The organism is Streptomyces jumonjinensis (genome assembly GCF_009600885.1).
Taxonomy (GTDB): domain Bacteria; phylum Actinomycetota; class Actinomycetes; order Streptomycetales; family Streptomycetaceae; genus Streptomyces; species Streptomyces jumonjinensis.
On record NZ_VCLA01000009.1, the window covers coordinates 46610 to 73551 of the forward strand.

General features: G+C 72.0%; 23 protein-coding genes. 14 read left to right on the top strand and 9 right to left on the bottom strand.

Annotated elements, in window-relative coordinates:
• Positions 1-8 precede the first annotated feature (8 nt).
• A complete protein-coding gene (locus FF041_RS01435; protein ID WP_323390933.1) occupies positions 9-332 on the bottom strand; it encodes a hypothetical protein in 324 nt (107 codons plus the stop codon).
• 263 nt (positions 333-595) lie between these two features.
• On the opposite strand from FF041_RS01435, the gene FF041_RS01440 reads away from it, so the two are divergent.
• Positions 596-1483: a LuxR C-terminal-related transcriptional regulator gene (locus FF041_RS01440; protein WP_228387966.1), complete on the top strand. Its 888-nt coding sequence runs from the start codon at positions 596-598 to the stop codon at positions 1481-1483.
• A 313-nt stretch (positions 1484-1796) separates the two neighbouring features.
• On the opposite strand, the gene FF041_RS01445 is transcribed toward FF041_RS01440, so the two are convergent.
• Positions 1797-2822 carry a UDP-glucuronic acid decarboxylase family protein gene (locus FF041_RS01445; RefSeq protein WP_228386879.1) on the bottom strand — a complete coding sequence of 342 codons (1026 nt, stop codon included), beginning with the start codon at positions 2820-2822 and terminating at the stop codon, positions 1797-1799.
• 276 nt (positions 2823-3098) lie between these two features.
• On the opposite strand from FF041_RS01445, the gene FF041_RS01450 reads away from it, so the two are divergent.
• From FF041_RS01450 to FF041_RS01485, 8 genes are read left to right on the top strand one after another with little or no spacing between them, the layout of a single operon-like run.
• Positions 3099-3854 (top strand): HalD/BesD family halogenase, encoded by a 756-nt coding sequence (locus tag FF041_RS01450; protein ID WP_153520644.1) that lies wholly within the window; start codon positions 3099-3101, stop codon positions 3852-3854.
• A 41-nt stretch (positions 3855-3895) separates the two neighbouring features.
• The gene (locus FF041_RS01455; protein WP_153520645.1) at positions 3896-4966 is read left to right on the top strand and encodes a glycosyltransferase family 2 protein; all 1071 of its coding nucleotides are present in this window, start codon (positions 3896-3898) and stop codon (positions 4964-4966) included.
• The gene (locus FF041_RS01460) at positions 4963-6225 is read left to right on the top strand and encodes an ATP-grasp domain-containing protein (protein WP_153520646.1); all 1263 of its coding nucleotides are present in this window, start codon (positions 4963-4965) and stop codon (positions 6223-6225) included. The genes FF041_RS01455 and FF041_RS01460 overlap by 4 nt, the downstream gene beginning before the upstream one ends.
• Positions 6222-7001 (top strand): hypothetical protein, encoded by a 780-nt coding sequence (locus tag FF041_RS01465; protein WP_228387967.1) that lies wholly within the window; start codon positions 6222-6224, stop codon positions 6999-7001. The genes FF041_RS01460 and FF041_RS01465 overlap by 4 nt, the downstream gene beginning before the upstream one ends.
• A 17-nt stretch (positions 7002-7018) precedes the next feature.
• The gene (locus tag FF041_RS01470) at positions 7019-8338 is read left to right on the top strand and encodes a phenylacetate--CoA ligase family protein (protein WP_153520647.1); all 1320 of its coding nucleotides are present in this window, start codon (positions 7019-7021) and stop codon (positions 8336-8338) included.
• A complete protein-coding gene (locus tag FF041_RS01475; RefSeq protein ID WP_153520648.1) occupies positions 8335-9744 on the top strand; it encodes a hypothetical protein in 1410 nt (469 codons plus the stop codon). Before FF041_RS01470 ends, FF041_RS01475 begins: the two co-directional genes overlap by 4 nt.
• Positions 9741-11243 (top strand): cation:proton antiporter, encoded by a 1503-nt coding sequence (locus FF041_RS01480; protein ID WP_153520649.1) that lies wholly within the window; start codon positions 9741-9743, stop codon positions 11241-11243. Before FF041_RS01475 ends, FF041_RS01480 begins: the two co-directional genes overlap by 4 nt.
• Positions 11240-12283 (top strand): NAD-dependent epimerase/dehydratase family protein, encoded by a 1044-nt coding sequence (locus FF041_RS01485; protein ID WP_153520650.1) that lies wholly within the window; start codon positions 11240-11242, stop codon positions 12281-12283. Before FF041_RS01480 ends, FF041_RS01485 begins: the two co-directional genes overlap by 4 nt.
• 73 nt (positions 12284-12356) lie before the next feature.
• Here the strand turns inward: FF041_RS01485 and FF041_RS01490 are convergent, their stop codons facing one another.
• From FF041_RS01490 to FF041_RS01515, 6 genes are all read right to left on the bottom strand, one after another.
• Positions 12357-13685, bottom strand: coding sequence for a phenylacetate--CoA ligase family protein (locus FF041_RS01490; RefSeq protein WP_153520651.1), 1329 nt, complete (start codon positions 13683-13685; stop codon positions 12357-12359).
• Entirely contained in the window at positions 13682-14455 is a 774-nt protein-coding gene (locus tag FF041_RS01495) for a hypothetical protein (protein ID WP_153520652.1), read from the bottom strand. Before FF041_RS01495 ends, FF041_RS01490 begins: the two co-directional genes overlap by 4 nt.
• Position 14456: 1 nt before the next feature.
• Positions 14457-14819 (bottom strand): YybH family protein, encoded by a 363-nt coding sequence (locus FF041_RS01500; RefSeq protein ID WP_153520653.1) that lies wholly within the window; start codon positions 14817-14819, stop codon positions 14457-14459.
• 89 nt (positions 14820-14908) lie between these two features.
• Complete coding sequence (locus FF041_RS01505; protein ID WP_153520654.1) at positions 14909-15913, bottom strand: GNAT family N-acetyltransferase; 1005 nt, start codon at positions 15911-15913, stop codon at positions 14909-14911.
• Positions 15903-17666, bottom strand: coding sequence for a nucleotidyl transferase family protein (locus FF041_RS01510; protein WP_153520655.1), 1764 nt, complete (start codon positions 17664-17666; stop codon positions 15903-15905). The genes FF041_RS01505 and FF041_RS01510 overlap by 11 nt, the downstream gene beginning before the upstream one ends.
• A gap of 144 nt (positions 17667-17810) precedes the next feature.
• On the bottom strand, positions 17811-18419 hold the full coding sequence (locus FF041_RS01515; RefSeq protein WP_153520656.1) for a response regulator transcription factor: 609 nt from the start codon (positions 18417-18419) through the stop codon (positions 17811-17813).
• Between the two features lie 145 nt (positions 18420-18564).
• On the opposite strand from FF041_RS01515, the gene FF041_RS01520 reads away from it, so the two are divergent.
• From FF041_RS01520 to FF041_RS01535, 4 genes are all read left to right on the top strand, one after another.
• The gene (locus FF041_RS01520) at positions 18565-19419 is read left to right on the top strand and encodes a sensor histidine kinase (RefSeq protein WP_153520657.1); all 855 of its coding nucleotides are present in this window, start codon (positions 18565-18567) and stop codon (positions 19417-19419) included.
• A gap of 609 nt (positions 19420-20028) precedes the next feature.
• On the top strand, positions 20029-20568 hold the full coding sequence (locus tag FF041_RS01525; protein WP_153520658.1) for a sigma-70 family RNA polymerase sigma factor: 540 nt from the start codon (positions 20029-20031) through the stop codon (positions 20566-20568).
• Between the two features lie 116 nt (positions 20569-20684).
• The gene (locus FF041_RS01530) at positions 20685-21869 is read left to right on the top strand and encodes a hypothetical protein (protein WP_153520659.1); all 1185 of its coding nucleotides are present in this window, start codon (positions 20685-20687) and stop codon (positions 21867-21869) included.
• Between the two features lie 102 nt (positions 21870-21971).
• A complete protein-coding gene (locus FF041_RS01535) occupies positions 21972-22628 on the top strand; it encodes a hypothetical protein (protein WP_153520660.1) in 657 nt (218 codons plus the stop codon).
• 93 nt (positions 22629-22721) lie between these two features.
• Here FF041_RS01535 and FF041_RS01540 read toward each other — a convergent pair whose 3' ends face one another.
• Positions 22722-23660, bottom strand: coding sequence for an aldo/keto reductase (locus FF041_RS01540; RefSeq protein WP_153520661.1), 939 nt, complete (start codon positions 23658-23660; stop codon positions 22722-22724).
• A 372-nt stretch (positions 23661-24032) separates the two neighbouring features.
• Here FF041_RS01540 and FF041_RS01545 point away from each other — a divergent pair.
• Positions 24033-26942 (top strand): S8 family peptidase (locus FF041_RS01545; protein WP_153520662.1); only part of this gene is annotated, 2910 nt, incomplete at its 3' end.

Genomic DNA, 26942 nt, shown 5'->3' on the forward strand with positions numbered 1-26942 from the left:
AGCAGCGTTCACCCCCGGTCCGCGCCATAGGCCGACAGCTCTACCAGCGTGGCCAGCGGCACCGTGGACCGTCTGCTGAGCCGCCAGCCGTCCACGGCGCAGCGCGCCAGCACCGCGTCAGCGGACTGTTCGGCCTCGCCGAGCGTCCGCCGGGCGAAGAAGAGCACCGCCTCGACGGACGGCGACGCCCCGTCCGGCTGGACATAGACGTGTTCCAGCCGGTCGGCGGGGAGCGCCGCGTCCGACAGCAGCGAGCGCAGCTCCTCGCCGAGGCGCTCGGCCCCGTGAGCGGGGGCGGTCATGGGCTCCAGCCGGATGCTCACCAGGTACACAGCTCGTCCTCCGCGGCATGGCCCGGTCGTGCCCCGAAAAAAACCGTGCTCGGGAACCCATCGTTCTGATCGAGCCATCCCATAGAGTATGGCCGCATGACTCGCCGATCAGCCGGACGGAGAGAGTCATGGAAGTTCTTGTGCTGTCGCCCTTGGGGGAGGGGAAAATGCTTGGTCAGCTGGGTCTCGGCCCGGATGAGGAAGCCATCTACCGTGCGATGTTGGTGGATCCGACGGGAGAGGTTTCCAGCCATACCGATCGGTTGGGCTGGACAGAGGAGCGGACCCGTTCCGCACTCGACCGACTGGCCGCCCTCTCGCTCATCAGACCGTCGCCGGACGGCGGACCGGGATGTCCGGTCGATCCCGAACTGGGTCTCAACTCGCTGCTCATCAGCCAGGAGGCCGAGGTCCTCGAAAGCCAGCGGCGGATCGGGGCGAGCAGGCTCGCGGTGACCCGGATGCTCGCCGATCTGCGGGCGTCCGGCGAGGGGGGCGCCGCCGAGGTGCAGAAGCTCCAGGGGCTCGGCATGATCCAGTCGAAGATCGAGCATCTGGCGAACACCTGCACCACCGAGGTGGCGGCCTTCGTCCCGGGCGGCGGGCAGAACGAGAGGCATCTGGAGGCCGCCCGGCCGCTGGATCTGGCGGTGACCGGGCGGGGCGTACGGCTGCGGTACATCTTTCTGGACAGCGCGCGGAACTCGCAGCCGACCCGGAAGTACATGGAGTGGCTCGGGGAGCGCGGCGCACTGGTGCGCACGGTCCCCCGGCTCCCTCCGCGCATGCTCATCTACGACCGCGCCACGGCGATCGTGCCGGTCGATCCGGGCGCGGCCGACCAGGGTGTGCTGGTGCTGCACGGTACGGGTGCGGTGGCCGCGCTGCTGACCCTCTTCGAGACCAACTGGCAGGCCGCGCGTCCGCTCGGACAGCCCGCCGTGACCGCCGACGATCCACTGCCGCCGCAGGAGCGCGTGGTGCTGGAACTTCTCACCCAGGGGCTCACCGACGACGCCATCGCCCGTCAGCTGGGGGTCTCCGTGCGCACCACCCGCCGGATCACCGCCGAGTTGATGCAGCGGCTGGGGGCCCGGAGCCGGTTCGAGGCGGGGGCGCTCGCCGCCAGCCGGGGCTGGGTGCGCCCCTGACACCGGGTGCCCGTCTGAGACCGGATGCGCCCCTGACGCCGCGTACGCCCCCGACACGGGGTGCGTGCCCGGGACCGGGCTCGTACTCAGAGCCGCGTACGCCGCCGGGACCGGGCCCGTCGCTGACACAGGGCACGTACACACCGCGTACGCCCCCCGGGCGCGGGCCCACACGCGTCCGGCCGGTCCTCGCGCTCCATCGGCGGGCGCGCGGACCGGACCCGGCCGTGCGTCGGTCACCACGACTGCCTCATCAGGGCCTTCCGTGTCGTACGGGGCGAGTGCTGCTGCCGGCCGAGGCTGTCATCGGCTCCTACATTTTCTCTGCACCGGCCAGTTGCAGATCCTGCCCGGCGGCCTCCGCGAGGGTCCCGGCGGACTGCCGGGCCCGGAACCAGTCGATGGTCTCGATGAGTCCGCGCTCCGTGGCGAACTCGGCCCGCCAGCCGAGGCATTCATACGCCTTGGCGGTGTCGGGGCACCGGACCGACGGATCGTCCACCGGACGCGCCACCTGGACGATACCCGCCGGGGACGCGGTGAGCTCCCGGATCCGCTCGGCGAGCGCGAGTATCGTCACCTCCTCCTGGTTGCCCAGGTTGACCGGGCCCTCGACGGTGGAGCCGGTCATCCGGACGATGCCCTCGATCAGATCGGAGACGTAGCAGAGCGAGCGGGTCTGGGAGCCGTCGCCGGCCACCGTGATCGGCTCGTGGGCGAGCGCCTGGCGGATGAAGGTGGGCACGGCCCGCCCGTCGTGGGCGCGCATCCGGGGGCCGAAGGTGTTGAAGATACGGATGATCCCGGTGTCCACGCCGTGGGTGCGGCGGTAGGCCATGGTGATCGCCTCGGCGTAGCGCTTGGCCTCGTCGTAGACCGAGCGCGGGCCGACCGGGTTGACATTGCCCCAGTACGTCTCCGGCTGGGGGTGGACCAGCGGATCGCCGTAGGTCTCCGAGGTGGAGGCGAGGATGAACCGCGCCTCCTTCTCCCTCGCCAGGTCCAGCAGATGCCGGGTGCCTTCGGAGCCCACCCGGAGGGTTTCCAGCGGGAGTTCCAGATAGTCGACCGGGGACGCGGGCGAGGCGAGGTTGAGAACGGCCGTGACCGGCCCCTCGATCCGCAGCGGTCCCGCCGAGACATCGGCCTCGATCAGCCGGAACCCCTCGGCGCCGGTCAGATGGGCGATGTTCTCCGGGGATCCGGTGACGAAATTGTCGACGCAGACGACATGCCAGCCGTCGGCGAGCAGCCGTTCGCACAGATGCGATCCGAGAAACCCCGCCCCGCCGGCCACCACGGCTGTTCCGGCCGCCCCGCTCATCCTGCTCGTTCGCATTCCCATTTCCTCCCTGGAATTACACGGCATACGGGGGAATGTGACATCAAGAAAGCAACCTACGCAAGAGTAAATTCTTCACATCCAGCACAGGCCGGGTGTTCTTCATACCGGATGTGAGATCTTCACATCCCATCGCCGCATGGCATCTTCATTCGCCATTGATGACGAGAGAACTACCGCCCCGGGGCGGCTTGCGAGAAGAATCGGACCAACGACGGCGACCGGAGGGAATTCCGGCCGCCGAGTGCCGATACCGTTGAGGAGCAACCCGCCATGACGCAGCGCGAGATAACCGCCGCCACGGTCGAAGAGCTGATCGCCAAGAACATCTCGGAGCGCTTCGACAACGACCACGAGGTCGTCAAGCTCTCCCAGCACTTCCGCCGCGAGGGCTATGTCAAGCTGCCCGGTCTGGTCTCGCCGGAGGTCTTCGACGCCGTGGCCGAGGAGACCCACCGGCTCATCGACACCCATCAGAAGCGCATCGACATCCGGCTCAAGGAGACCGGCGACTCGCCGCGCTACATGTCCACGGTGGGCCAGAAGGCCATCGCCACGGACGGCGAGCTCGTCCCGGCCGTCTACGAGTCGCCCGCGCTGAAGGGGTTCCTCTCCCGCATCGCGAAGGAAGAGGTGCTGGACTGCCCGTGGGACGAGGAGAAGTACATCATCACCCGTCAGCACCAGCGCGGTGACACCCACGGCTGGCACTGGGGCGACTTCAGCTTCACCGTCATCTGGCTGATCGAGGCGCCGTCCCTGGAGTACGGCGGCATGCTCCAGTGCGTCCCGCACACCGACTGGAACAAGGAGGACCCGCGGGTCGAGGACTACCTCCAGGAGCACCCGATCCGCTCGTACGGCCACGCCAAGGGCGACATGTACTTCCTGCGCTCGGACACCACGCTGCACCGCACGGTCCCGCTGAACGCCGACCGTACCCGGATCATCCTGAACACCTGCTGGGCCGGTCAGCGGGACATGACCAAGACCGCCACCCACGAGACCATGCAGGCGATGTTCGACTGACAGGGGCGATCGGCGAGAACGCGCAGCAGAGGACGGCCAGGATGCCTGCCACGCTTTCGATCACCGCGATGGTGCCCTGTTTCAACGAGGAGGAATGCATAGAGCAGGCATACCTGGAAATCAAGCGCGAGATATACCGCTACGAAGACTCGGAGATCCTCTTCATCGACGATGGATCCACGGACGGCACGCTCGGCATCATCAAGCGGATCGCCGCCGCGGATCCCCGCGTCAGCTATCTCTCCTTCGCCCGCAATTTCGGTCTGGAATCGGCTTTCACAGCCGGTTTCGCCTATGCGTCGAAGGAATGGACCGTCCAGCTCGACGCTGATCTCCAGTCCCCGCCCGCCGAACTGCATAAACTCGCCCGGCGGGCCGTGGAGGGCGACTACGACGCGGTGTTCGCGATCCGGGCCAACCGGCAGGACCCCTGGCACCGCCGGCTCGGCACCCGGGCCCACCAGGCCATCGCCACCCGGATCCTGGGCATCGAACTGCCGGTGCGGGCCTCGGTGTTCCGGGTGGTGCGCACCTCGGTGGCGCGCAAGGTCGCCGAATGCCGGGTCAGCACCCCGTACTTCATCGCCACCCTGCCGCTGATCGGCGCCAGCTACACCACGATGGAGGCCGCGCACGCCGCCCGGCGTGCCGGACGCGCCAAGTGGTCCCTGGGCAAGCTGTTCCGGCACGCGCTCGACCTGTTCGTCGGGTTCTCCTACCGTCCGCTCGCCCTGATCTATCTGGCCGCCGGGGGCGCCGCGGCAGCCGCGACCGCGCTCGCGCTCTCCTCCGGCGGGACCCGGGTGCTCGCCGTGGCCTCGGTGATCCTGCACGCCTTCGGCCTCGGCGCGCTCGCGCTGCTCGCCCGCTATCTGGTGCGCATCATGCGCGGCGGCGCGGGGCTGCCGCGCTATCAGATCCGGGAGGCCAATGTGCCCATCCGGCCCCAGGACGACCTCTACGCCTATCGACACGCTTCCACCGGCGGCCGGGGCCCGGCCGCGCCACTGCCGCAGCAGGGCCCGGCCGCACCGCCACCGCAGACAGGCCCGGCCGCACCGCTACCACTACCGCTGCCGCAGACAGGGAAGCAGACAGGGAGACTGCCATGACAGAGCCACAGCACATCCTGGTGCTGGGCGGGGGCGAGGACCAGCTGCCCGCCTACCACGAGGCACGCCGCCTCGGGTACCGGGTCATCGGGGTCGACCGGCGCCCGGACGCGCTCGGGGCCGCCGCCAGCGATCTCTTCCTCTGCATGACCACCCGGGCGCCGGACCGGATCGCCGCGATGGTCGGCCATCTCGACGTCGCCGCGGTGATCTCCCCCGCCAGCGACGCCGCGCAGGAGTCGGTGGCGGAGCTGAGCCGGCTGCTGGGCACCCCGTACCAGCCCGCCCCGGACGCCGTGCGCGCCTCGGTCGACAAGGGCTGGTTCCACACCGTGCTGGACCGCCTCGGACTGCCCGGCTACGCCTACGCGCAGTCGTCGGACGAGGCGGAGCTGCGCCGGGCCGCCGCCGATCTGCCGCTGCCCGTCATCGTCAAGCCCAGCGACTCCTCCGGCAGCAAGGGCGTCCAGGTCGTCGCCGACCCGGCGGCCCTGCCGGGCGCGCTCGCCGAGGCCCGCCGGCACTCCTTCACCGGCGAGGTGATCGTCGAGGAGATGCTGCTCGGCCGGCATCTGTCCGCCGAGGCGTTTCTGCGCGGGTCCACGCTGGCGACCATCGCCGTCACCGAGCGCTCCACCACCGGCGCCCCGCATATGATCACCACCGCCCATACGGTCCCCGCCGAGCTGACGCCGAGCACCGAGATCCGGCTGCGCTCCATGATCATGGACATCTGCGGCGAACTCGGCCACACGGACGGTCCGGTCAACTTCGACTTCGTCGTGGACGCCGCCGACGAGATCCGCTTCATCGAGATGGGCGCACGGCTCGGCGGCAACGGCATGCCCCTGCTCGTCCGGCACGCCTTCGGCATCAACACCTACGAGGCCGCGCTCCGTCTGGCGCTGGGGCAGCCCACCGAACTGACGCCGCGCCACCACCGCAAGACCGCGCTGCGGATCCTGACCGCCGACACCGACGGCGTCCTGCTCGGCGTCGACGGCACGGACGCGGTCCGCGCGCTGCCGGAGACCGTGGAGCTCCAGCTCTTCGCCGAACCCGGCAGCCGGGTCCACCGCTACACCCAGGCCGGACACAAGCTCGGCTATCTGCTGCTCGTCGCCGACACCCATGACGCGCTCCGCGCCGCGCAGGCCAGGGCCGAGTCCCTGCTGCGCTTCCGGATCGAGCCCGCCACCCCCCGCGCGGCGTCCGCCGCCGCCCCCCGTTCCGAGGAACTTACGGAGCAGATCCGTTGAACACCATCCGCCGCAACGCGGCCTTTCTGATCCTCACCGCCCTGGCGCTGTTCTTCGCGGGCATCGTGTGGTTCGCCATGCCCCACGAGCGCGAGGTGAAGAGCCTCTGGGTCCTGCTGTTCAAACTGGTGCCGTTCGTCTTCGCCACCGAGGCGATCGCCCAGCTCGACCCGGTGTGGGCGAAGCGGGCCCGGCTCCATCTGACCGTGCCCCTCTGCTTCCTGGTGTACTTCACCTTCTTCGTACCGAAGATCTTCTTCTACGCCACGGTCCACCCCGAGCTGTACTACTACATCCTGACGCTGACGCCGTTCCTCATTCTGACCTTCGTCTTCAACTACCGGCTCGGCGGCGGCGCCGCCCATCTGGTCCGCAGGCTGTCGTACGCGATGATCCTGCTGATGCTCTCCGGTCTTGAGGACCTCGCCTACCTCACGGTCAACGAGCACACCGACCCGGCCTGGGCCACCATCCCCGAGGTATGGACCTGGGCCTCGCATATGACGGTCCGGCTCGGCCACCCGGCCAGCAAGTACGAGGCGTACGCCTTCATCGTCGTCCATGTGGCGGTGGCGCTGTTCGTGCTGCTCGCCCCCACCCGCTGGTTCACCCTGCTCACCGACCGGTTCCGGCGCGGCGGCACGCCGTCGCGCACCGTCACGGCGAAGGCCGCGGAAAAGGCCCCGGCGAGCGGCGACACCGCCCCGGACGCGCCCGCCACGGACGCGCCCGCCACGCAGGCGAAGCCGTCCGCCCGGCGCACCCCGGCCGGCTGAGGGCGGGGGCGGCGACGATGTTCCTCAGAGAGGCCTGGTACGTACCGGTGGGCATCGCCCGCCAGTACGGCACCAGGGCCGCCCTGCGGCGGCGTCAGCTCACCGGGCTCAACCGGATGCTGGCGCACGCCCGCGCCCATGTCCCCTACTACCGGGACGACCCCGACTACGCCCGCACCGGTCCGCTGCGCACGCTGGCCGAGCTGGCGGAGCTGCCGGTCATCGACAAGGAAGTGCTGCGCGGGCGGCCCCTGGAGGAGCTGCTCGCCGACGGCGCGCGCCCCGGCGACCTCCCCACCTTCCGTACCAGCGGTTCCACCGGCCGGCGGGTGACCGTGGTACACGACCGGCACAGCCACGACTACCACATGGCGTGCTGTGTACGCCGGTTCCTCGCGACCGGCCGCTATCTGCCCACCGACCGGCTCTCGCACATCCGGCCCTTCGCGCCGCCCTCGCGCGGCTTCGAGAAGGCCGGGCTGTTCCGCCGCCATGTGCTGCTCACCGACCGGCCGATGACGGAGATCAAAGCCGCGCTGCTGGCCGCGCGGCCCCAGGTGCTGATCGGCTACCCGGTCCATCTGCGCGCGCTGCTCAGGGCCCTGACCCCGGCGGAACTGGCCCGGCTGCGCGGCACGCTGAAGCTGGTGATGACGGAGTCCGAACTGCTGGTCGACGCCCACCGGGCCCTCTTCGAGCGGGAGTTCGGAGCGCCGGTGCACGACGAGTACTCGGCGTTCGAGGTGCTGAACATCGCCTACGACTGCGCCCACGGCCGGGCCCATCTCGCCGAGGACCGGCTGCTGGTCGAGATCCTCGGGGCGGACGGGCGGCCGGTGCCGGACGGCGAGGAGGGCCGGGTGACGGTGACCGCGTTCATGGAGCGCGCGATGCCGCTGATCCGGTACGACCTCGGTGACGTCGGCCGGATCGATCCGCGCCGCTGCCCGTGCGGGCGCCGCTTCCGTACGCTCCGGCTGACCGCGGGCCGGGTCAACGACGCGGTGCTGCTGCCCAGCGGGCGTCAGCTCTACCCGGATGCCTTTCTCCATCTGGCGGCGACCTTCCCCGGCGTCGACGAGTGCGGGGTGCATCAGGACGCCACCGGCGCGGTACGGCTCAGCGTGGTGCCGTCCGAGCCCGGCGATCCGTCCCCCGACGCCTGGGCCGGGCTGCGCGACCGGGTGCACGAGCGGGTCATCGCGCTGGCCGGCTGCGACTTCCCGCTGGAGGTCGTGCGGGTGGACCGGGTGGAGATCACCGCCGGAGGCAAGGGCCGGTTCGTCACCTCCGAGCTGACCGGGGCCCCCTCCCCCGGTGCCGCCGGTCCGGTATGAGCGGCACGAAGGAGCCGGGGAGCGCATCGGCCGGCGCGTCCACCACGTCGCTGCGGCCCCGGGCCGGCGTGCTGCTCTCCCTGCTCGCCGGGCGCACCGCCTTCCGGCTCGCCCTGCTCGGCGCCAACGCGGCGCTGCTGGCGAGCTGGGGCGAGGGACCCTACGAGCACTACGCGCGGGCCATGGGCACCGCCCAGGTGCTCACCACGATCACCTCCCTCGGCATCGAGAAGTGCGCGCTGAAGCTCGTGCCCCGGGCACGCCGCACCGGCCCCCAGCTGATCACCGTGTTCCTGGCGGCGGCGCTGCTGCTGGCCTCGGCCGCCGCGATCTGGCTGGGCTGCGCGACGCTCTACGCGTCCGACGGCCGCCACCTCGGTGTGCTGGGCCCGCTGGCCGGGCTGTACGCGGCGCTGCTCGGTCTGAACATGGTGCTCGTCGGGCTCTGCCGGGCGCTCGGCCGCAACCGCGCCGACGTCGTCAACTTCGCCGTCCTGTCGGTGATCGTGCTGACCGGCGCCGGGGGCGCGGCCCTGCTGGAGTGGGGCCCGGTGGCGTTCACCGGCTGGCTCCTCGGCGGCACGGCCCTGCTCAATCTGGCCCAGCTGCCCGCCCTGCACCGGGCCGCGTCCCGGCCGGTGCGCCGGGACCTGGCCCGCCAGGCGGTCGCCACCTCGCTGCTGATGGCGGCGGGGGACGTGGCCGCGAGCGGCGCGGTCAGCGTGCTCTTCGCGGTCCTGGCCCGGTCCCGGCATCACGACGAGAGCGGCCATCTCTATCTGATGGTGCTGGCCTCCTCGGTGCTGCTGAACGTCTTCGGCTATGTGATGCGGCTCTTCCAGCCGCATGTCTCGCTGACCCTGCGGTCGGCGGATCCGGCCCTGCTGGACCGGCGGGTCGTCGGGCGGCTGCTGCCCGTCGCGCTCTGGGGCACGGTGTGGACCGCCGCCGCGTTCGCGCTCACCCGCTCCGCGGAACGCGCCGCCGGGCTGGAGCCCGCCGTGACGGTGCTGCTGCTGTATCTGCTCTGCGTACCGCTGTTCTTCGCGGTGGGCAGCCTCCACTATCTGCTGGAGAACGCGACCGCGGGCACCCTGCGGGCCACCGCCGTGGCCGCGCTGGCGGGCCTCGGCTGCGCCGCCGCCCTGGGGCTGCTGCTCGTACCCCTCCTGGGGGCGCTGGGCGCGGTGACCGCGCTCGCCGCCGGGGAGATCGCCCACGCGCTGGCCGCATGGCTGCTGCTGCGCGGCGGCTCCCGGCCCGCGGCCCCGGCCCAGGGACCCGCCGCCCCTCCGGAGCGCCCGGAGCGCCCGGAGCCCGTCGCTCCCCACGCCCTCCCCCTCGAAACCGCCGCCGTACGCGCCGAGAGCGCCACGGACCCGACCCGTCAGGGAGTCGATCGATGACCAAGGCAGAACATCCGCGCGCGTCCGGCCGGAGCCCGCGCGGCGGCCCGCCCGCATGGCGCGGCGTCGTCTGGCCGCTGCTGATCTCGGCCGTCGCTCTGGGCGCGCTCATCGCCGTGCTGGGCTTCGGGCTCGGCACACCGGAGGATCTGCCCGGGGCCGCGTCCCCCGATGCGACCACAGGCGGCGGGACCCACCCCAGCGAGACGATCCTGCGGGTGACCTGCGCGCTCGCGGCGGTCGCGGCGGTGGCCGCGCTCGGCGGCCGGCTGGCCCGGCGGCTCGGTCAGCCCCCGGTCATCGGCGAGATCGCGGCGGGGCTGCTGCTGGGCCCGTCCGCGCTGGCGGGGCTGGTGCCCGCGTCGACCGAGGTGTTCTTCCCCGAGTCGGCGAGGCCGCTGCTCTCCCTGCTCGCCCAGGTCGGTCTGATCCTCTTCATGTTCGCGGTGGGCTCCGAGTTCGATGTGGCGGAGCTCCGGCGCAGCGGCCGGGTGGTCGGGGTGGTCAGCCAGGCGAGCATGGTCGTGCCCTTTGTGCTGGGCGCGCTGTCGGCACTGGTCGTCTACCGGGAGTTCGCCGCCGACGGGATCGGTTTCATCCCCTTCGCCATCTTCCTCGGCACCGCGATGAGCATCACCGCCTTCCCGGTGCTGGCGCGCATCGTGCAGGAGTCGGGGCTGGCCCGGCGTCCCCTCGGCACGATGGCCATGGCCTGCGCCGCGGCCTGCGACGTCATCGCGTGGTGCACGCTCGCCCTGGCGATGGCGGTGGCGGGGTCCGGCGGTCCCTGGGGGGCCGTGGGCACCGTGCTGCTCGCGGCGGCGGTCACCGTGGTCGTCCTGCGGGTGGGCCGTCCGCTGGTCCGGGCGGCGGAGCGGTGGGCCGACCGGGCACAGGTCCCGGTGGCGGCCCGGGTGGTCTTTCTGCTGCTGCTCGCGTTCTCGCTGGCGCGGCTGACCGATGTGATGGGCGTCCACGCGATCTTCGGCGCGTTCCTGGCGGGTCTGCTGGTGCCGCACCGTCCGGGGAACCGGATGACGGCCGTGCAGACCGGCATCGACTCCCTCAACCGCAAGCTGCTGCTGCCGCTGTTCTTCGTGACGGTCGGCATGACGGTCGACCTCACCGCGGTGACCGGACGGGCCGGGCTGCTGCTGGCCGGGGTGCTCGTCCTCGTCGTCGCCGTGGTGGGCAAGCTCGCGGGCACCGCCGTCACCGCGCGCTCCGCCGGTCTGCCCTGGCGTACGTCGCTGGGGCTCGGCGTCCTGCTGAACGCCCGCGGAGTGACCGAGATCGTGGTGCTGCGGGCCGGCCTGGAGGCCGGGCTCATCAATCAGAACGCGTTCACCGTGCTGGTGGTGATGGCGGTGGTGACCACCGTGATGACCGGTCCGGCGCTCGACCTGCTGAAACTCTCCCACCGCCGTACGTCCGCCGCCCCCGGTGCGGAAACCGCGTCGCCGGTCACCGGCGACGCCAAGGAAAAGGAACTCGTATGAACACCGCATCGTCCGCCGCGCCCGTCTCCCTCGTCACCGGTGGCGCGGGGTTCATCGGCTCCCATGTGGCGCGCGAGCTCCTCGCCGCGGGACATCAGGTGATCATCCTCGACGATCTCAGCGGCGGGACCCGCGCCAACATCCCGGCCGGGGCCGAGTTCCGCCACGGCAGCGTCTGCGACCCGGAGGTGGTCGACGCGGTCTTCGCCGCGCACCGCATCGATTACGTCTTCCACCTCGCCGCGTACGCCGCTGAAGGGCTGAGCCACTTCATCAAGCGCTTCAACTACATGAACAACGTGGTCGGCAGCGTCAATCTGATCAACGGCGCGGTCAACGCGGGCACGGTGAAATGCTTCGTGTTCACCTCGTCCATCGCGGTGTACGGCGCCAACCAGCTGCCGATGAGCGAGGATCTGACGCCCGCGCCGGAGGACCCGTACGGCATCGCGAAGTACTCCGTCGAACAGGAGCTCAAGGTCACCGAGGCGATGTTCGGCCTGCCGTACATCGTCTTCCGGCCGCACAACGTCTACGGCGAGTACCAGAACATCGGCGACCGCTACCGCAACGTCATCGGCATCTTCATGAACCAGGCGCTGCGCGGCGAGGAGTTCACCGTCTTCGGCGACGGCGAGCAGACCCGGGCGTTCAGCTACATCAAGGACGTGGCCCCCGCCATCGCCCGCTCCGTGGAGATCCCCGCGGCCTACAACGGCGTCTTCAACGTCGGCGGCGACCAGGTCTACAGCGTCAACCGCATCGCGGCGGCCGTCTGCGACGCGATGGGCGTCGAGCTGCGGGTGAACCATCTGCCGGAGCGGCACGAGGTGCGCGACGCGTACGCCAGCCATGAGCGCGCCCACAAGGTGTTCGGCACGCCGGAGCTGCCGGTCTCCCTGGAGGAAGGCATCGGGCGGATGGCTGCCTGGGTGAAGGAGGTCGGTCCGCAGGAGCCGTCGGTGTTCTCCGGCATCGAGGTGGTCCGCAATCTGCCCCCGTCGTGGCGGACCGCGCTGGAGCAGCGCCGCACGATCTGAGCGGCAGCCCGTACTGACGGTGCCGCGGTACGGGCCGGAGGGCTTCCCCCCGGCCCGTACCGCGGCGTTCTGGCTAGGGAGTGTCGGCCGGCTCGGCGGACCGGATCACCTTGACCAGCTTGACCTTGCCGTTCCGCTCGGGGGCGATGGCGTCCACGGCCCCCACGGTGACCTCGAAGCCGGGGACGGCCTTCCGGAGCGCGGCCTCGATCCGCCCGGTCACCGGGGCGTCGGCGCGGTCCGCGAGGACCACCGAGACCGCGAGCCGGCCGGGCTGCTCCTGGATCAGCTGCATCCGGGACACCTCGCGGAAGTCCTTCACCACACAGGTGAGGAAGTCGGCGTGGAAGTCGCGGCCGTCGAGGCCGCGCAGCCGGTCCTCGCTCCGCCCCTGCACGGCCAGCACGATCGGGGTCCGGACCCCGCAGCCGCAGGTGTCGGGCCCCACGGTCACCCGGTCCCCCAGCCGGTAGCGGATCAGCGGCATCGCCTCGCTGCGCAGCCGGGTGACCAGGATCTCGCCCTCCGCCTCCCGGCTTCCGTCGGCGAGGACCGCGGTGCCGTCCTCCTGTTCGAGTTCGACGACGACGTCCGCCGAGCGCAGATGCAGCGCCCCGCGCCGGCAGCTCCGGGCGATGGTGAAGACCTCCACGGAGGCGTACACCTCATGGCCCCGGGCCCCCAGATGGCCGAGGACCCGGGCCCGTGCGGTGGGGGTGAGCCGCTCGCCGCCGAACTGCACGGTGTGCGCGCCCCGGTAGCGGATCCCGCGCCGTTCCAGCTCCTCCACCACCGAGGCGATCACATGCGGGAAGCCGACCAGGAACGTGGGCCGCGCCGCCAGGAACGCCTCGACCTGTTCGTCGAGGGTGCCGCTGGTGTCGATGTGGAAGGTACGGAGCAGACCGAAGCGCTCCAGCGGATGCCGGAGGAACGGCTGCACCCGGAAGTACGCCATCCGGTCCCAGGGGCGGAGCCCGGAGGAGAGCATGTCGGAGAGGTAGGAGGCCCGCAGATAGCCGAGGTCCCGCTCGGAGTTGTGGATGGTGACCGGGACCCCGGTGGAGCCGCTGGTGGTGCCCGCCTTGGTGTTGGCGGTGGTGAAGCCGGTCGCGAGCAGCTCCTCGGGGGCGCGTGTCTGGAGCTCGATCCGGTCCAGGGTCGGCAGGGCGGGCAGATCCTCGGGGCCCCGGAAGGCGTCGGCCGTCTCCGCTGTGATCAGCGCCCGGTAGCGCGGCACCTGGGCCCGCGCGTGCCGTAGCAGCCGTACCAGCAGCCGCCGCTGCTCCTCGGCGAGCCGCTCGGGCGAGGCCCGCTCCAGGCGGCGCGCGCGGGCCAGGCTGTAGAGGACCGGACCGAGCCTGATGACGGGGGCGACCGGACCGCGGCCGGCTGGGGTCATGGTGAGCTCCGCTCTCTGCGCAGAATGGGACGGCCGTGCCGGGGGCAGCTCTCCGGACGGAAGAGCTCGGCCCCTTCGGGACGGACATGGACGAGCGTGGGGCGCCGGTGGCGCAGCAGGGTGAGCACAGTGACCCCGTCCAGCAGCCGGGCGTGCACCCGGGCGGGGTTGAGGTGCAGCTCCCCGCAGGACGGCGGCACCGCGCCGAGATGACCCAGCCAGGGTTCGTGCCAGAGGGCGCCGCGCGGGTGCGCCCCGTCGCTCCCGGCGAGGCTCAGCCGGGGCACGGTGGGGGCGGTCCCGGCGGGGGGCACCGGTCCGCTGGCATCCACGTCGGCGATCACCAGGGCCGGTCGCCCGGAGGGGACCGCGCGGTCCGGGTGGTGTTCCCGGAGCGGGTCCCGGTACGGGTCGGTCTCCGCGGCGGGCGAGAGCACCACCCGCCAGGTGACGCCGTACGCCCGTACCGGATCGCGCAGCGACCGGGCCGTCTCGTACACCTCGGCGCCCCGGCGCGGACGGCGCCCGGCCAGGCACAGCGCCTCATAGAGCTCGGCGATGTGCTCCCCGGCCGGACGGGGCCCCGGGTCACGGCGCGGCAGCAGGGCGGCGCCGAGCGGCATCAGCAGATGCCGCCGCGCCTCGGCCTCGTCCCGGGTGAGCGGCGGCAGCGCCCCGTCCGCGCTCTGCCGCTCCCGGTAGTGCGGAACGGTCCGCAGCGCGCGGCGCACCGTCCGCGCGTACTGCCGCTCATGGTGTGCGGAACTCATCTCAGCAGTTGGTGTTCTGGTCGTGGACGAGCAGCCAGCCGCCGGCGGTGCGGGCGAAGACCAGGCTGAGGAAGTAGCGCAGCCGGTAGGGCTCGCCGTCCCGGTCCAGATCGTCGTAGTCGACGGTGAGCACCGCGACGGCCGTGTCCGTCTGCACCAGGGTGCGGGTGACGGAGACGGTCATGGTCCAGTCGGGGTCCTCGAACCACCCCTTGTGGAAGGCGCGGATCTCGTCGGCCCCGGAGAGCACGGTGCCGTTGGGGAGGATGAAGGTCGCCTCGGGGTGCACCGTGGCCATGCAGGCGTCCAGATCGCGGTCGCGGACGGTGGCGAGGTGGTGGTCGAGCGCGGTGGTGAAGTCCATGGGGACCAGGGCCTTTCCGGGTCTGTTCCAGAGGAGCTGACTGCTCGGTGGATGCGGTGTGTCGGTGTGTCAGGAGGGCGCGCGGGCGGTCAGCCGGGGGCGAAGGGCGCGATGACCGCGTGGCGCGGCAGGAGTTCGCAGCCGAAGGACTCCTTGAGCTCCCTCATCCCGGGGCCGAAGTCGACGGCGGGCACCCCGGTGGCGATGAGGTGCTCGATCTCCCGCAGATACAGATCGAAGTAGAGGTCGCGGACCCCTTCGGCGGAGCCGGTGACCGTGGTGGCCCAGCCGCCCGGTGTGTCCAGGACGAGATCGAAGGAGACGGGCCGCCCCGAGCCCTTGTCCAGATGGGCGAAGTACACCGCTCCGGAGCGCTCGTTGAGCCTCTCGAAGTACCCGGCCGGCAGCGGTGCGACCCGGCCGGGCCGGCTGCTGTGCTTCATCCGGGTCAGCTGGTCCAGCCTGCTGGCGCGCACCGGGTCGATCGCGGGGACCGCCGTGGCCACCTCCAGCTCCGGATCGCTCCCGACCCGTTCGTACAGCGCGGTCAGCCGCCGGCGGCGGTTACGGGGCAGTTCGGCGAAGTACCGGTCCATGGAGTCCCAGCGGGTACGGAGCACATGGCTCGGCGCGACCGGCCGGTGGTGGCGGAAGGGGCCGGTGAGATCGGCGAGCTCGTGCTCCAGTACATCGAGGTGGAGGACGCCGAGGCAGCGTACGCCCAGTTCGCGGCGGAGTGCGCGCTCGAAGGCGCGTACGGAGGCACGGCGGGCGGCGGTGGTGAGCGCCTCGGCGTGGAGCCGCCCGCCGCCGAAGCTGTTGGGCAGATGCGTCTGGAACCAGCCGGGCGTCACCGGGCGGCCGGGCGGCCCGAACCGCTGGGCGAGCGGCCAGACGCCGAGCCGGCCGCAGAAGGCGGCGACCGGTTCGCCCGCGTCCCGCACCAGGGCGGCGTAGAGCGGCCGGGTGCTCGCCCAGGCGGCGGCCTCCAGCAGGGGCGCTTCCCAGAGCACGGGGGCCCGGCAGGCCCGGACGAAGGGGTCCCAGCCGTCGGGGGCCGCGCCGGCCCCGGGGACGAAGATCTCAGCGCGCATGGCGGGACTCCCGGGGGTCGTCGGCGGGGGCGGGCCCGGGTCCCGTACAGGCGGGCCGCGGCGGCGCGGGTTCCGTGCGGGCGGGCCGCGGCGGCGCGGGATCCGGATCGTCCACCGCCGTCAGCCGCCCGGCCTCGCGGCGGGCGTCGTCGAGTGCGGTCTGCATCCGTTCGCGCAACGGCCGTTCGCCCCGGTCGCGGTAGGCGGTGAGCGCGTCGGCCAGCGCCCGGGGGGTGAAGACCTCGGCGAGGGTGTCCAGCCGGGGGCCGTGGTCGGCGCCGAGCAGGGCCCGGTAGATCTCCCGGCACTCCTCCCGGCTCATCGGCCGGGCGCCCGGCCGGGACCCGGGCCCGGACGGTCCCGCGAGCCGTGCGGCCAGTTCGCCCACCGCGGCCCCGGCGGGCGCGGCGGGTTCCGGTTCGCCGTACGGCGGGTCCCCGTGCAGCGCGAGCCAGGCCAGCGCGTGTCCCGTACGCGCCGACAGCAGCTCCCGGTCCGCTTCCGGATGGCGGCGCAGCAGCTCCCGCAGCGCGGCGTCCCGGTCGCAGCCGTGGGCGTACAGCGCGCCGAGCACCGACCGCATCCCCGGCAGCGCGGCCCGGTCCGCGTACGGCTCGTCGGTGAGCAGCTCCCACAGGGTGCGGGCCCGGTCGTCCGCGCCGGCCCTCCGCACGAAGCGGTCGAACTCGTCGTAGGCCCCGAGGAACAACGCCCGGCCGAAGCCGAGCCGCAGATCGGAGAGACAGTTGCGGCGGGCGTACAGCCAGAGCACGAGCGGCGCGGGGAACACGGCGAGCAGATCGCGCACATACGGTCCCCCGCCCCGCGAACCGGAGATCTTGCCGTCGCCGTGCTCGGTGCGCACCAGGCCGTACGGGACGATGACCGGTTGCGGAGTACGGAGATAGTCCTCGTACAGCGGCCGGGTGCGGTCCATGGTGCTGCCGGCGCTGCAATGGTCCTGGCCCGCGGGCTCGCAGTCGATCCGCTCATGGGCCACGCGGAGGGTCCAGTCCAGGGCCCAGGAGGGTTTGACGTCGCCGGGGAAGCGGGCGGTGAGCGCGGCGCCGCAGGACAGACAGCGGTACCGGGCCGCGCGTGCGTCGAGCCGGTGGATCTCGGTGGTGTTGCGACCGCACTGGAGGCAGTAGACCGCGAACAGATCGCGGCCGTCGCCGTCCGCGCGGCCGAGCAGCCGGGCGAGCCGTCCCGCGTCCCGCTGATAACGGCGCTGGAGGGTCTCGTACTCCCCCGCCAGATACCGGTCGCGCTGGTAGTGGGTCCGCCAGTGGCTGCCGGGCGGGGTGTGCCCGTCCGCGTCGGCGTCCGGCGGCAGGATGCCGACCGCCCGCAGCTCGGCGACATAGGCGCGGCAGATGCGGGCGGCCCGCTCCCGGCGGGCCGCGAGCGGGCGGCCCGCGCAGTCGGCGAGTTCCGGATCGCGGGCCGCCTGGCTCTCGCGCACCGGGTCGTAGTCGTCGAAGCTCAGCAGGATCGCGGAGCGGCGGCCGAGCCGGGCGAGGGCGCGGTGCACCAGATGGGCGCAGACGGTGTCCCGGAAGTTGCCGATGTGGAAGTAGCCGGTGGGCGACATGCTGGTCTGGATCAGCACCCGGCGCTCCGGCGGGTGCCGGTCGGCGAGACGGCGCGCGTAGTCGACTGCCCAGTGCGGCGCGTCGCGGTCCTGGGCGAACAGTTCGCGGTAGCCACCGCTGGTCTGTCGCGATGCCCCCGGCGGTGATGTCCCCAACATGGGGCGAGTACAGCGCGCGGGCCCATAAACGCCCTATACGGCGGCCGGAAACGCCCTATTCGGCGGCCGGGCCCGCGCCCCGGGGCCCGCTCACGCCCCGGGTCCCACTCACACCCCGGGTCCCACTCACACCCCGGGTCCCGCTCACGCCAGCCAGCCGTTCTCGCGGGCGACGCGGAGCGCGTCGACGCGGTTGCGGGCCCCGAGCTTGTTCACGATGGCGGTGAGGTAGTTGCGCACCGTGCCCACCGACAGGCTGGTGGCGCAGGCGATCTGCGCGGCCTCCACGCCGTCCCCGACCAGGGTGAGCATCTCGCTCTCCCGGGCGGTGAGCGGATTGTCGCCGATCTCCCAGGCGGAGATGGCCAGTTCGGGATCGATGACCCGGCGGCCCGCGCCGACCCTGCGCACCGCGCCGATCAGCTCCTCGGAGGAGGCGTCCTTCACCAGAAAGCCGCAGACCTTGGCGTCCAGGGCCCGCCACAGCTGGCCTGGGCGGCCCATCCCGGTGAGGATCAGGGTCCGGCACTCCGGGGCCTGTTCCCGCAGCCGGGCGGCGGCGGTGATCCCGTCCATACCGGGCATGTCGATATCGAGAACGGCGGTGTCCGCGCCCGTTCTGAGCACCGCGGCGACCGCGTCGGCCCCCCGGTCGGCCTGGGCGACCACCTCCATGTCCGGTTCCAGGTCGAGCAGGGCGGCGAGCGCCGCTCTGATCATGTGCATGTCTTCCGCCAGCACGATGCGCTGCATGTCTCCCCCGTCGTTCCCCGGGGCCGTCCCCACGGCCCCGGCCCTGTCTACCACCGGAGGGCCCGCGCCCGGCGGAGTCGTATAGCTCAGTGATAGCGCCGAGCACCAGGGTGATTGAGGACAGGTACGGAGAACGGGGGATTACATGTCAACGGTCGACTCCGCCGAGCGCCGCCGCATCGTGGTACGGGAACGGCTGCGCTTCGCCCGCGATCTGCACGATCTGCTCGGACCGCGACTTTCGGCCATCACGCTCCAGTGCGAGCTGGCCCAGCGCCTGATGGACCGGAAGCCGGAGACGGCCCGCACGGAACTGGCCCAGGCGCTGTCGGGCATCCGGCAGGTCCTCGCGGAGGTACGGGAGGTGGCGCACGGCTACCACTGCCTCTCGCTGGAGTCGGAGGCCGCGTCCGCCGGGGCGCTGCTGAGGTCCGCGGGGGTGCGGGCCGAGATCCGGCTGGGGCCCGGCCCGCTGCCCGCGCCCGAGCAGACGGTGCTGGCCACCGTGGTCCGGGAGGCGACCGCCAATGTGCTGCGGCACAGCCGGGCGCGGCACTGCCGGGTGGCCGCGGAGACCATCGACGACACGATCCGGCTCACGGTCGTCAACGACGGCGCGGAGCCGTCCTCGTCGCCCGCCGTCTCCGCCTCCTCCGCCTCCTCCGCCGCCGCTGCGGGCGAGCTGCCGGCCGGGATGGGGCTGCGCAGCCTGACCGAGCGGGTCGAGGCGGTCGGCGGCCGGCTCGTCCACGGCCCGGTTCCGTCCGGCCGGTACCGGCTGGAGGTGCTGCTGCCGCTCCCGACCGCGCGGCGGGCGGCCACGGCGGATGCCGAAGACGGCGTGGGCGGCGTACCGAAGGACTCGCACGCCGAGCACGCCGAGCACGCCGAGCACGCCCAGGACACCGAGCACGCCGAGGACACCCAGGGCATCGGGCACGGCGAGGACACCGAGCACGGCGAGGACCGGCCGCCGCACGGACGCTGCCTCCGGTCCTGAACCCGTACGGACCGCCGGGCGCTCGCCGGACACCCCTCGCCGGACACCGGACGCCGGCCCGGCGGCGTGATCGGCGCGGAGCCGCCGGCTCCGGTGCCCCGCCCCGGCCGACGGCCGCACCCCGTGCACAGCGCTTTCTCCGCGGCCGATTCCCCGGACTTTTCGATATGTCTGGAATTCGCCGCCCCGGCGAATCAAGGATCGTGATCCCGGATACTCCGGTGATTTTTCTCGTGTCAACGCCCCGCACGTTTCGCCGATAGCGTACCGAACCGTTGAACCCCGGCAAGAAAACGTTGCGAGCCCACGGTGAAAGCGCTTGCTGACAGGGAGAGCTGTTACGTTCTGCCGCAGCCGGACCCGGACGCCCTCCAGGCCCAAGCATCGAGACCCGGAGAGCGGGAAGACCGGAAAGGCCGACTCCCAGCGGAACGGGGCTCTCATGATCGAGCACAGAAAATCCGGGCGGCACATTCGCGACGCAAGACCCAACAGGCATATCCCATCGGATACGAAGCCCGGAACTCCTGGGCCGAAGGAGAATTCCACGCCCGGACGGCTCACCGGCGGACGGGCGGTGATCGGGCGTGCCGAAGAGGGGGGCCGGCCATGACCGCCCCACCCCTGGCCGGAAGCGCCTGCGAGACCCTGCGCGAGGTGCAGACGCGGTACGGCGGGGTCCTGCTCTCCGCCGTGCTCCGGTACACCAACGGAGACCGCCACTGGGCCGAGGACGTCGTCCAGGAGACCCTGCTGAGGGTCTGGCGGCACGAGCACCGCCTCCAGCCGGACGGCGGCTCGCGCAATCTGCTCCCCTGGCTCACCACCGTCGCCCGGCGGATCGTGATCAACGACCGGCGGCGGCGCGCGTGCCGCCCCAAGGAGGTGGAGGTGTCCGAGGGGGACCCGGGCTTCTTCACCGTCCAGGACGGCACCAGCCAGATACTCGCGCGCATCGTCGTGCTCGACGCCATGGCCAAGCTGACCACGGCCCACCGCAGCGTGATCACCGAGGTGTATCTGCACCGCCGCACCATCAGCGAAGTGGCGCTCAGCAGCGGCATTCCGCCGGGGACGGTCAAGTCCCGGCTCCACTACGGACTGCGGGTGATGCGGGCGGAACGGGAGAAGCGCGGTGTGACGCCGTAGGCGCGGCCGAACCGCCGGTTCCCGTCGGCGTACTCAGATGAACCGCTCCGCGCTCATAGCGGTTACCTCAGATAGAGACAGGTGGACGGGCGACGACGGTGAGGAGACGGGATCTCATGGCAGCCGACCAGGTCGAAGGAGCCGAGCGGGCCGTATGGGCGGTCCGGAGGGCTCAGCAGCATACCGACGCGGCCCGGACGGGCCGGGATGTGCTCGACGCCTGCCATTGGGCGCTGCTGAGGCAGGCGGGCAGGGCCCCCGACGACCGGCTCGCCGAGTGGCGCGGCCGGCTGGCGCGCGGTGAGGTCCTGGCGACGGCCCGCGCCGTGCTGGCGTGGGCCGCGGCCGACCGCGTACCGCTCCCGGAGCCGGATCTCACCACGCTCACCGGCATCGTCGTGGCGGCCGGGGAGCACCCTCCGCCGAGTCTGCCCCGGCAGCCCCGGCAGTCCGGGTGGACCGGCGAAGGAGACCGGGGCGGGGGCGGAGGCGGCCTGCCGTACACGTTTCTCGCGGGCCGTGCGGTGCTGGACTCCGCGGCGACCGCCGACGAACCCCGGTCGCACGCGCTGCTGTTGTTCGCCTCCCAGAGCCATGACCCGATCGACACCGTGCTCGCGCTGGCCGCGTCCGATCAGAGCGCCGTCCGGGCCGTATGGCGCTGTCTGCGGATGCCCGAGGGGGCTCCCTGGCCGCCGGCCCGGACGGCGCGGGTCTTCGTCGTGGAGACGGACCGGGGCGCGGAGCTCGCGGGCATCACCGGCCGGCTCCAGGACGCGCTCGCCGCGGCGGGCGATGAGGCGCCCCGGGTCGAGGTCTGCCCCCGGGGGGCGGAGCTGCCCGAGTACCAGGCCCAGGCGCGGCTCGCCGGGGCCCTGATCTGGGCGCGGGAGTCCGGTGCGGGCCAGGGGGCGACGGACGGGGAGACGCCCCGGCGCTTCCCGGCGCATCTCGTACGGGCGGCGGAGACCCGGCCGGACGCCGGCGCCGGCGCCGGGGACGGGGTCGCCGGGCGTGGGGGCACGGCGGACGGCTGCACGACGGACGGCTGCGACGGAGACCCGCCGGGCCCGCCCGCGGACGGCGTCTGGGTCTGGAGCGGCACCAGCGCCTGTTTCGTCGTCCGGTACGGCCTGGACCTCGGCCCCGGTCCGGTGGAGCGGGCCCGGCCCCACGAGCACACGGCGGCGGAGTTCGGCGCCGAGGACCGGTCCCGGCCGGCGGCCCGGGCGCATCCGGCCCGTACGGAGGCGGCGGGCGGAGTCCCCCCGGGACCCGGCGAACGGGACGAGTCCAGCTGAACGGAGACTCAGGAGGAATACCGTTGAACCATCCGACCTCTCCATCCGTGCGTGGGGCGAGGCGGGACGATCCCGCCACGCAGACGTCTCCCTGGAGGGGCTATGACCGGAAGCGTTGGCGGTACGGGATCGACTGATCCGACCTTTTCACTCGACATCCCTGCCAGCTGGACGCGGTACGACCTCTCCGGCGAGAAACTCGGCCTGACCAGGGCGCGGTTGCTCAGCACCGCGTCCGCTGAACATGAACACGAACGGATCGACGAAGCGTTCCGCGGCGCCCACCGGATTCTGGACGGCGCCGGGGAGCGCGGCGCCCTCTACGCGGCCGGAACCAGTGCCCGTTTCAAGGACGGTCTGCTGATGGCCGGGCTGATGGTGTTTCAGGTGGTGCCACGGCCCGGGGAGAGGGCCTCGCCCCGGGCCGTGGCGCGGCGGTTCTCCGCGACGGGCCGGAGACGGGACTCGGGCTCCTCCGGGACCTTCACCACGGTGGCGCTGCCGTCCATCGGCCCGGTGGGCCGTCTGGTGGGGGTCGAGGAGAGCGATCTCGTCCCGGGGGTCCGCTGCGAACTGCTGGTCATGCATACGGTGGTGCCGGTGCCCGGTTCGTCCAGGGTTCTGATCATCACCTGCTTCAGCCCCAATATCCCGCTGTCCGAGCCGCTGTACGACATGTTCGGCGCGATCACCTCCACCTTCTCCTTCACCGGGGAGCAGGCTTCTCCCCAGGGCGTGCGGAACTCGGCGCAGAGCTGAGCTGGGCCCAGAGCTGAACCCTCGGCGCAGAGCTGAGCCGGGCCCGGGCCTGGCCCGGCGCAGACCCCGACCCCCGGCCCAGACCTCAACCCGTCAGCCGCCCGCGCGCTCCAGACGCTCCCGCTGGCCTTCGCTCAGCCGCAGTTCGAGCGCGCCCATGGCCTCCTCCACCTGGGCCGTCCTGCTGGCGCCGACAATGGGGAGCGTGGGCGGGTCGCGGTCCAGCAGCCAGGCCAGCACCACCTGGTTCACGGTCGCCTCCAGCTCATCGGCGACCTCGCGCAGCACCGCGAGCCTCGGCGGGGTGCCGGGGTGGTCGTAGACGGCCGGGAGCTCCACATCCGTACGCGTATAGCCGCCGGAGAGCAGCGAGCTGTAGACCCAGAGCGTCAGATCCCCCTCCGACCGTATGTATTCGCGCAGTTCGGGGGTGACATGGCGCTGTCCGGCCACCGGCAGCGCCACATCGGAGCGGGGCTGGAGATACGAGTCGCGGTACTGGAGATGCGTATAGCGCGGGCCGTCCCCGGCGAGGGCGCGGGCGCGCTCCACCCGCCAGACGGAGTGGTTGCTGGCCCCGAGCGCGACCGCCTTGCCCGAATCGACCAGCGAGGCCAGCGCGCCCACGGTCTCCTCGGCGGGGACGGCGGGGTCCTGGATATGGGTCCAGTACACATCGATGTGGTCGGTCCGCAGCCGGCGGAGGCTGCCCTCGGCGGCGGCGGTGAGCGCGGCGGCGGAGAGTCCCTCGGCGGTCTCCAGTCCGGTGCCGGGCACGGTCGGCCGGGCTCCGCCCTTGGTGCCGATCACCATGCTGTCGCGATGTCCGCGCGAGGCCAGCCAGTCGCCCACCACCGTCTCGCTCTCGTCGCCGGTGGCGCCCTCGGCCCAGAACGCGTAATTGTCGGCGGTGTCGAGCACGGTGCCGCCGAGCTCCGCGAAACGGTCGAGGACGGCGAAGGAGCCGGGTCCGTCCACGCTGGTGCCGAAGGTCATCGTGCCCAGGGCGATGGTGCGCTTCCAGGTCGTCATCGTGCGTGATCCTCCTGAGGGGAGCGCCGGGCCCGGCACCCGGGCGCCATCGTGCACCCCGGCATCCGGACGAACCTTCCGGCGATCACGTGATATTCCCCAACTAATCTATGCAGCAAGGGATATGACGAAGCGTACGGCGGGTTTCGGTCTGCTCGGGACCGTACCGCGCGGAACCCGTCCGGTTCACGTCACATCACGCGCAGACGGCGTTGATCGAACCATCTGCCCCCGGCATACTGCGGAATCCGGGGGCGGGGCAGCACAGAGAGACGAACCCATCCCCCGGGGGGGTGAACGAGTTCCGTTCGCCCTGTTCGCTGATCTCCAGGGGGAGAGTTGCGTAGACAAGTGAAGAGTGTGTGCGTTTCCATGGTCGCCGCCGCTGCCGCGGTGGCTCTGACGGCGGGTATGACCGGCCCGGCGTCGGCCGAGGGAAACGCGCGGAGCGGCGCGTCGGCGGCGGCGCAGGGCCGTGATGTGCAGCGGGTGACGCTGATCACCGGCGATGTGGTCCTGGTCGACGGCAAGGGCCGGGTCGCCGGGGTCGAGCGGGCGAAGGGCCGGGAGAACGTCCCGATCCAGACCCGTACCGCGGCCGGGCAGACATATGTCGTGCCCGTGGACGCGAGCGCGCTGATATCGAGCGGCAAGCTCGACGCACGGCTGTTCAACCTCACCGAGCTCATCCGTTCCCAGGGCCGGGACGGCCGGGACGGGCTGAAGACGATCGTCGCCTACCGGGGCGGGGCCGCGAAGTCGGCGCGCGCCCAGGTCCGCGCGGCCGGCGACACCGAGGTACGCCGGAGCCTGGCGTCCCTGAACGCGGACGCGGTCACCACCCCGGACGCCGACGCCGGCGAGCTGTGGGACGCGGTCACCCGCACCGTGGACGGGCAGCGCGCCACCGCCTCCGGCATCAGCCGGGTCTGGCTCGACGGCGTCCGCAAGGCCACCCTGAACAAGAGCGTGCCCCAGATCGGCGCCCCGGGCGTGTGGGCGCAGAACTACAAGGGCGAGGGGGTGAAGATCGCCGTCCTGGACACGGGCGTCGACGACACGCACCCCGACCTCGTGGGCCAGGTCCTGGCGGCGGAGAACTTCACCTCGTCGCCGGACACCAAGGACCGCTACGGGCACGGTACGCATGTGGCGTCCACCGCCGCGGGCACCGGGGCCAAGTCCGGCGGCACCCACACCGGCGTCGCGCCGGAGGCGAAGGTGCTGTCGGCGAAGGTCCTGGACGACACCGGCTCGGGTGACGAGTCGGGCATCATCGCCGGCATCGACTGGGCGGTGGCGCAGGACGCGGACATCGTCAATCTGAGCCTGGGCGGCACCGACTTCCCCGGCGACGACCCGCTCGAAGCGCATGTCAACAAGGTCTCGGCCGAGAAGGGCACACTGTTCGCGATCTCCTCGGGCAACTCGGGGCCGGGCGCGCGCACGGTCGGCTCCCCGGGCAGCGCGGAGGCCGCGCTCACCGTGGGCGCGGTGGACGGCAAGGACAAGCTGGCGGACTTCTCCAGCCGGGGTCCGCGGGTCGGGGACGGCGGGCTGAAGCCCGATGTCACCGCTCCCGGCGTCGACATCACCGCCGCCGCCGCACCGGGCAGCGTGATCGAGCAGGAGGTCGGGCAGAAGCCCGCCGGGTATCTGACGATCTCCGGCACCTCGATGGCGGCTCCGCACGCGGCGGGGGCGGCGGCGCTGCTGAAGGAGCGGTATCCGGAGTGGTCGGGCGCCGAGCTGAAGGGGGCCCTGACCGCGTCCACGATCGACGGCGGATACACCGCCTTCCAGCAGGGCTCCGGCCGGATCGCGGTGGACCAGGCGATCAACCAGCAGGTGATCGCGGAGCCGGTCTCGGTCGGTTTCGGGGTCCAGCAGTGGCCGCACACCGATGACACGCCGACCACCAAGAAGATCACCTACCGCAACCTCAACACCACCGAGGTCACGCTCGCGCTGGAGGTGAGCGGGAAGAACCCGAAGGGCAAGCCCGCGCCGGCCGGGTTCTTCACCCTGGGCGCGGAGACCGTGACCGTGCCGGCGGGCGGCACCGCCTCCGTCGACCTCACCGCCGACACCCGGCTCGGCGGCGACCTCGACGGCCACTACTCCGCGACCGTCACGGCGACCGGCGGCGGCCAGCTCGTCCGCACCGCCGCCGCCGTCGAGCGCGAAGTCGAGTCCTACGACGTCACCGTCAAGGCCCTGGACCGCGACGGCGCTCCCACCGCCAACACCTCCGCCTATGTGAACTCGCTGTCCGACTTCGAGTTCGGGGAGTATCTGCCCGGCGAATCGGACGGGACCACCACGATCCGGCTCCCCAAGGGCTCGTACCTCCTTGAGTCGCTGCACTTCCCGGACCCCGACGACTCCACCAAGGGCATCGACTACCTGGTCCAGCCCAAGCTGACGGTGACCAAGAAGACCACGGTCACCATCGACGCCCGTAAGGCCGAGCCCGCCGCCATCACCGTGCCGGACGCCAAGGCCAAGCCTTCGTTCGCGCTGGCGGAGTACGCCATCGCGACCAAGGACGGCGGCTTGTCCAGCGGGCTGGTCCTGGACTCGTTCGCGTCTCTGCGCACCGCGCACCTGGGACCCGAGATCACCGACGGTTCGCTCTCCCAGTCCTGGTCGGGACAGTGGGAGAAGTCCAAGGCCGAGTACAACACGGCCTTCGGCGGCAAGGTGAAGAAGCTCGCCACCGGGATCACCAAGCACTACAAGGCCGCCGACCTGGCCGTGGTGAAGACCGGGCTGGGCGCCACCGGCACGGGCGAGGAAGGCGAGATCAGGTCCTGGGCCATACTGCCGTCCGGCGGCGGGTTCTCCAGCGCCGCCTCGCGGAAGCTGCCCACCGAGCGCACGCTGTATCTGTCCACCGCGAACGTGAAGTGGGCGCTGGAGTACACCCAGTTCGGCGAGCCCGACCCCGAGGGCTGGCCCACCTCCGAGGCGTACTACAGCACCGACGGCGACCGCTCCTACAAGGGCGGGAAGAAGTACACCGAGACGTTCAACACCGGTGTCTTCAGCCCGGCGGTCGGCAAGGGCTACGGCATCTACCGTGAGGACAACCGGATCTACGGAATGCTGCCGGTCTTCGCCGACGGCCAGGGGAACCTGGGCAGCTCCACGTACTCGTCCGTGAAGACCACCCTGCACAAGGGCAAGACCAAGGTGGGCGAGAACAAGGACCCGCTGACCGGTGACGAGTCCTTCACGGTCGGCTCGGGCGACGCCGGATACACGCTGGCGACCTCGGTC

Coding starts and splice junctions, on each gene's coding strand:
- FF041_RS01490 (WP_153520651.1), bottom strand. CDS start 13,685: ATGACCCCAGCCGGCCGCGGTCCGGTCGCCCCCGTCATCAGGCTCGGT.
- FF041_RS01530 (WP_153520659.1), top strand. CDS start 20,685: ATGGCAGCCGACCAGGTCGAAGGAGCCGAGCGGGCCGTATGGGCGGTC.
- FF041_RS01460 (WP_153520646.1), top strand. CDS start 4,963: ATGACAGAGCCACAGCACATCCTGGTGCTGGGCGGGGGCGAGGACCAG.
- FF041_RS01450 (WP_153520644.1), top strand. CDS start 3,099: ATGACGCAGCGCGAGATAACCGCCGCCACGGTCGAAGAGCTGATCGCC.
- FF041_RS01470 (WP_153520647.1), top strand. CDS start 7,019: ATGTTCCTCAGAGAGGCCTGGTACGTACCGGTGGGCATCGCCCGCCAG.
- FF041_RS01475 (WP_153520648.1), top strand. CDS start 8,335: ATGAGCGGCACGAAGGAGCCGGGGAGCGCATCGGCCGGCGCGTCCACC.
- FF041_RS01495 (WP_153520652.1), bottom strand. CDS start 14,455: ATGAGTTCCGCACACCATGAGCGGCAGTACGCGCGGACGGTGCGCCGC.
- FF041_RS01455 (WP_153520645.1), top strand. CDS start 3,896: ATGCCTGCCACGCTTTCGATCACCGCGATGGTGCCCTGTTTCAACGAG.
- FF041_RS01525 (WP_153520658.1), top strand. CDS start 20,029: ATGACCGCCCCACCCCTGGCCGGAAGCGCCTGCGAGACCCTGCGCGAG.
- FF041_RS01515 (WP_153520656.1), bottom strand. CDS start 18,419: ATGCAGCGCATCGTGCTGGCGGAAGACATGCACATGATCAGAGCGGCG.
- FF041_RS01540 (WP_153520661.1), bottom strand. CDS start 23,660: ATGACGACCTGGAAGCGCACCATCGCCCTGGGCACGATGACCTTCGGC.
- FF041_RS01520 (WP_153520657.1), top strand. CDS start 18,565: ATGTCAACGGTCGACTCCGCCGAGCGCCGCCGCATCGTGGTACGGGAA.
- FF041_RS01500 (WP_153520653.1), bottom strand. CDS start 14,819: ATGGACTTCACCACCGCGCTCGACCACCACCTCGCCACCGTCCGCGAC.
- FF041_RS01535 (WP_153520660.1), top strand. CDS start 21,972: ATGACCGGAAGCGTTGGCGGTACGGGATCGACTGATCCGACCTTTTCA.
- FF041_RS01445 (WP_228386879.1), bottom strand. CDS start 2,822: ATGCGAACGAGCAGGATGAGCGGGGCGGCCGGAACAGCCGTGGTGGCC.
- FF041_RS01505 (WP_153520654.1), bottom strand. CDS start 15,913: ATGCGCGCTGAGATCTTCGTCCCCGGGGCCGGCGCGGCCCCCGACGGC.
- FF041_RS01485 (WP_153520650.1), top strand. CDS start 11,240: ATGAACACCGCATCGTCCGCCGCGCCCGTCTCCCTCGTCACCGGTGGC.
- FF041_RS01480 (WP_153520649.1), top strand. CDS start 9,741: ATGACCAAGGCAGAACATCCGCGCGCGTCCGGCCGGAGCCCGCGCGGC.
- FF041_RS01510 (WP_153520655.1), bottom strand. CDS start 17,666: ATGTTGGGGACATCACCGCCGGGGGCATCGCGACAGACCAGCGGTGGC.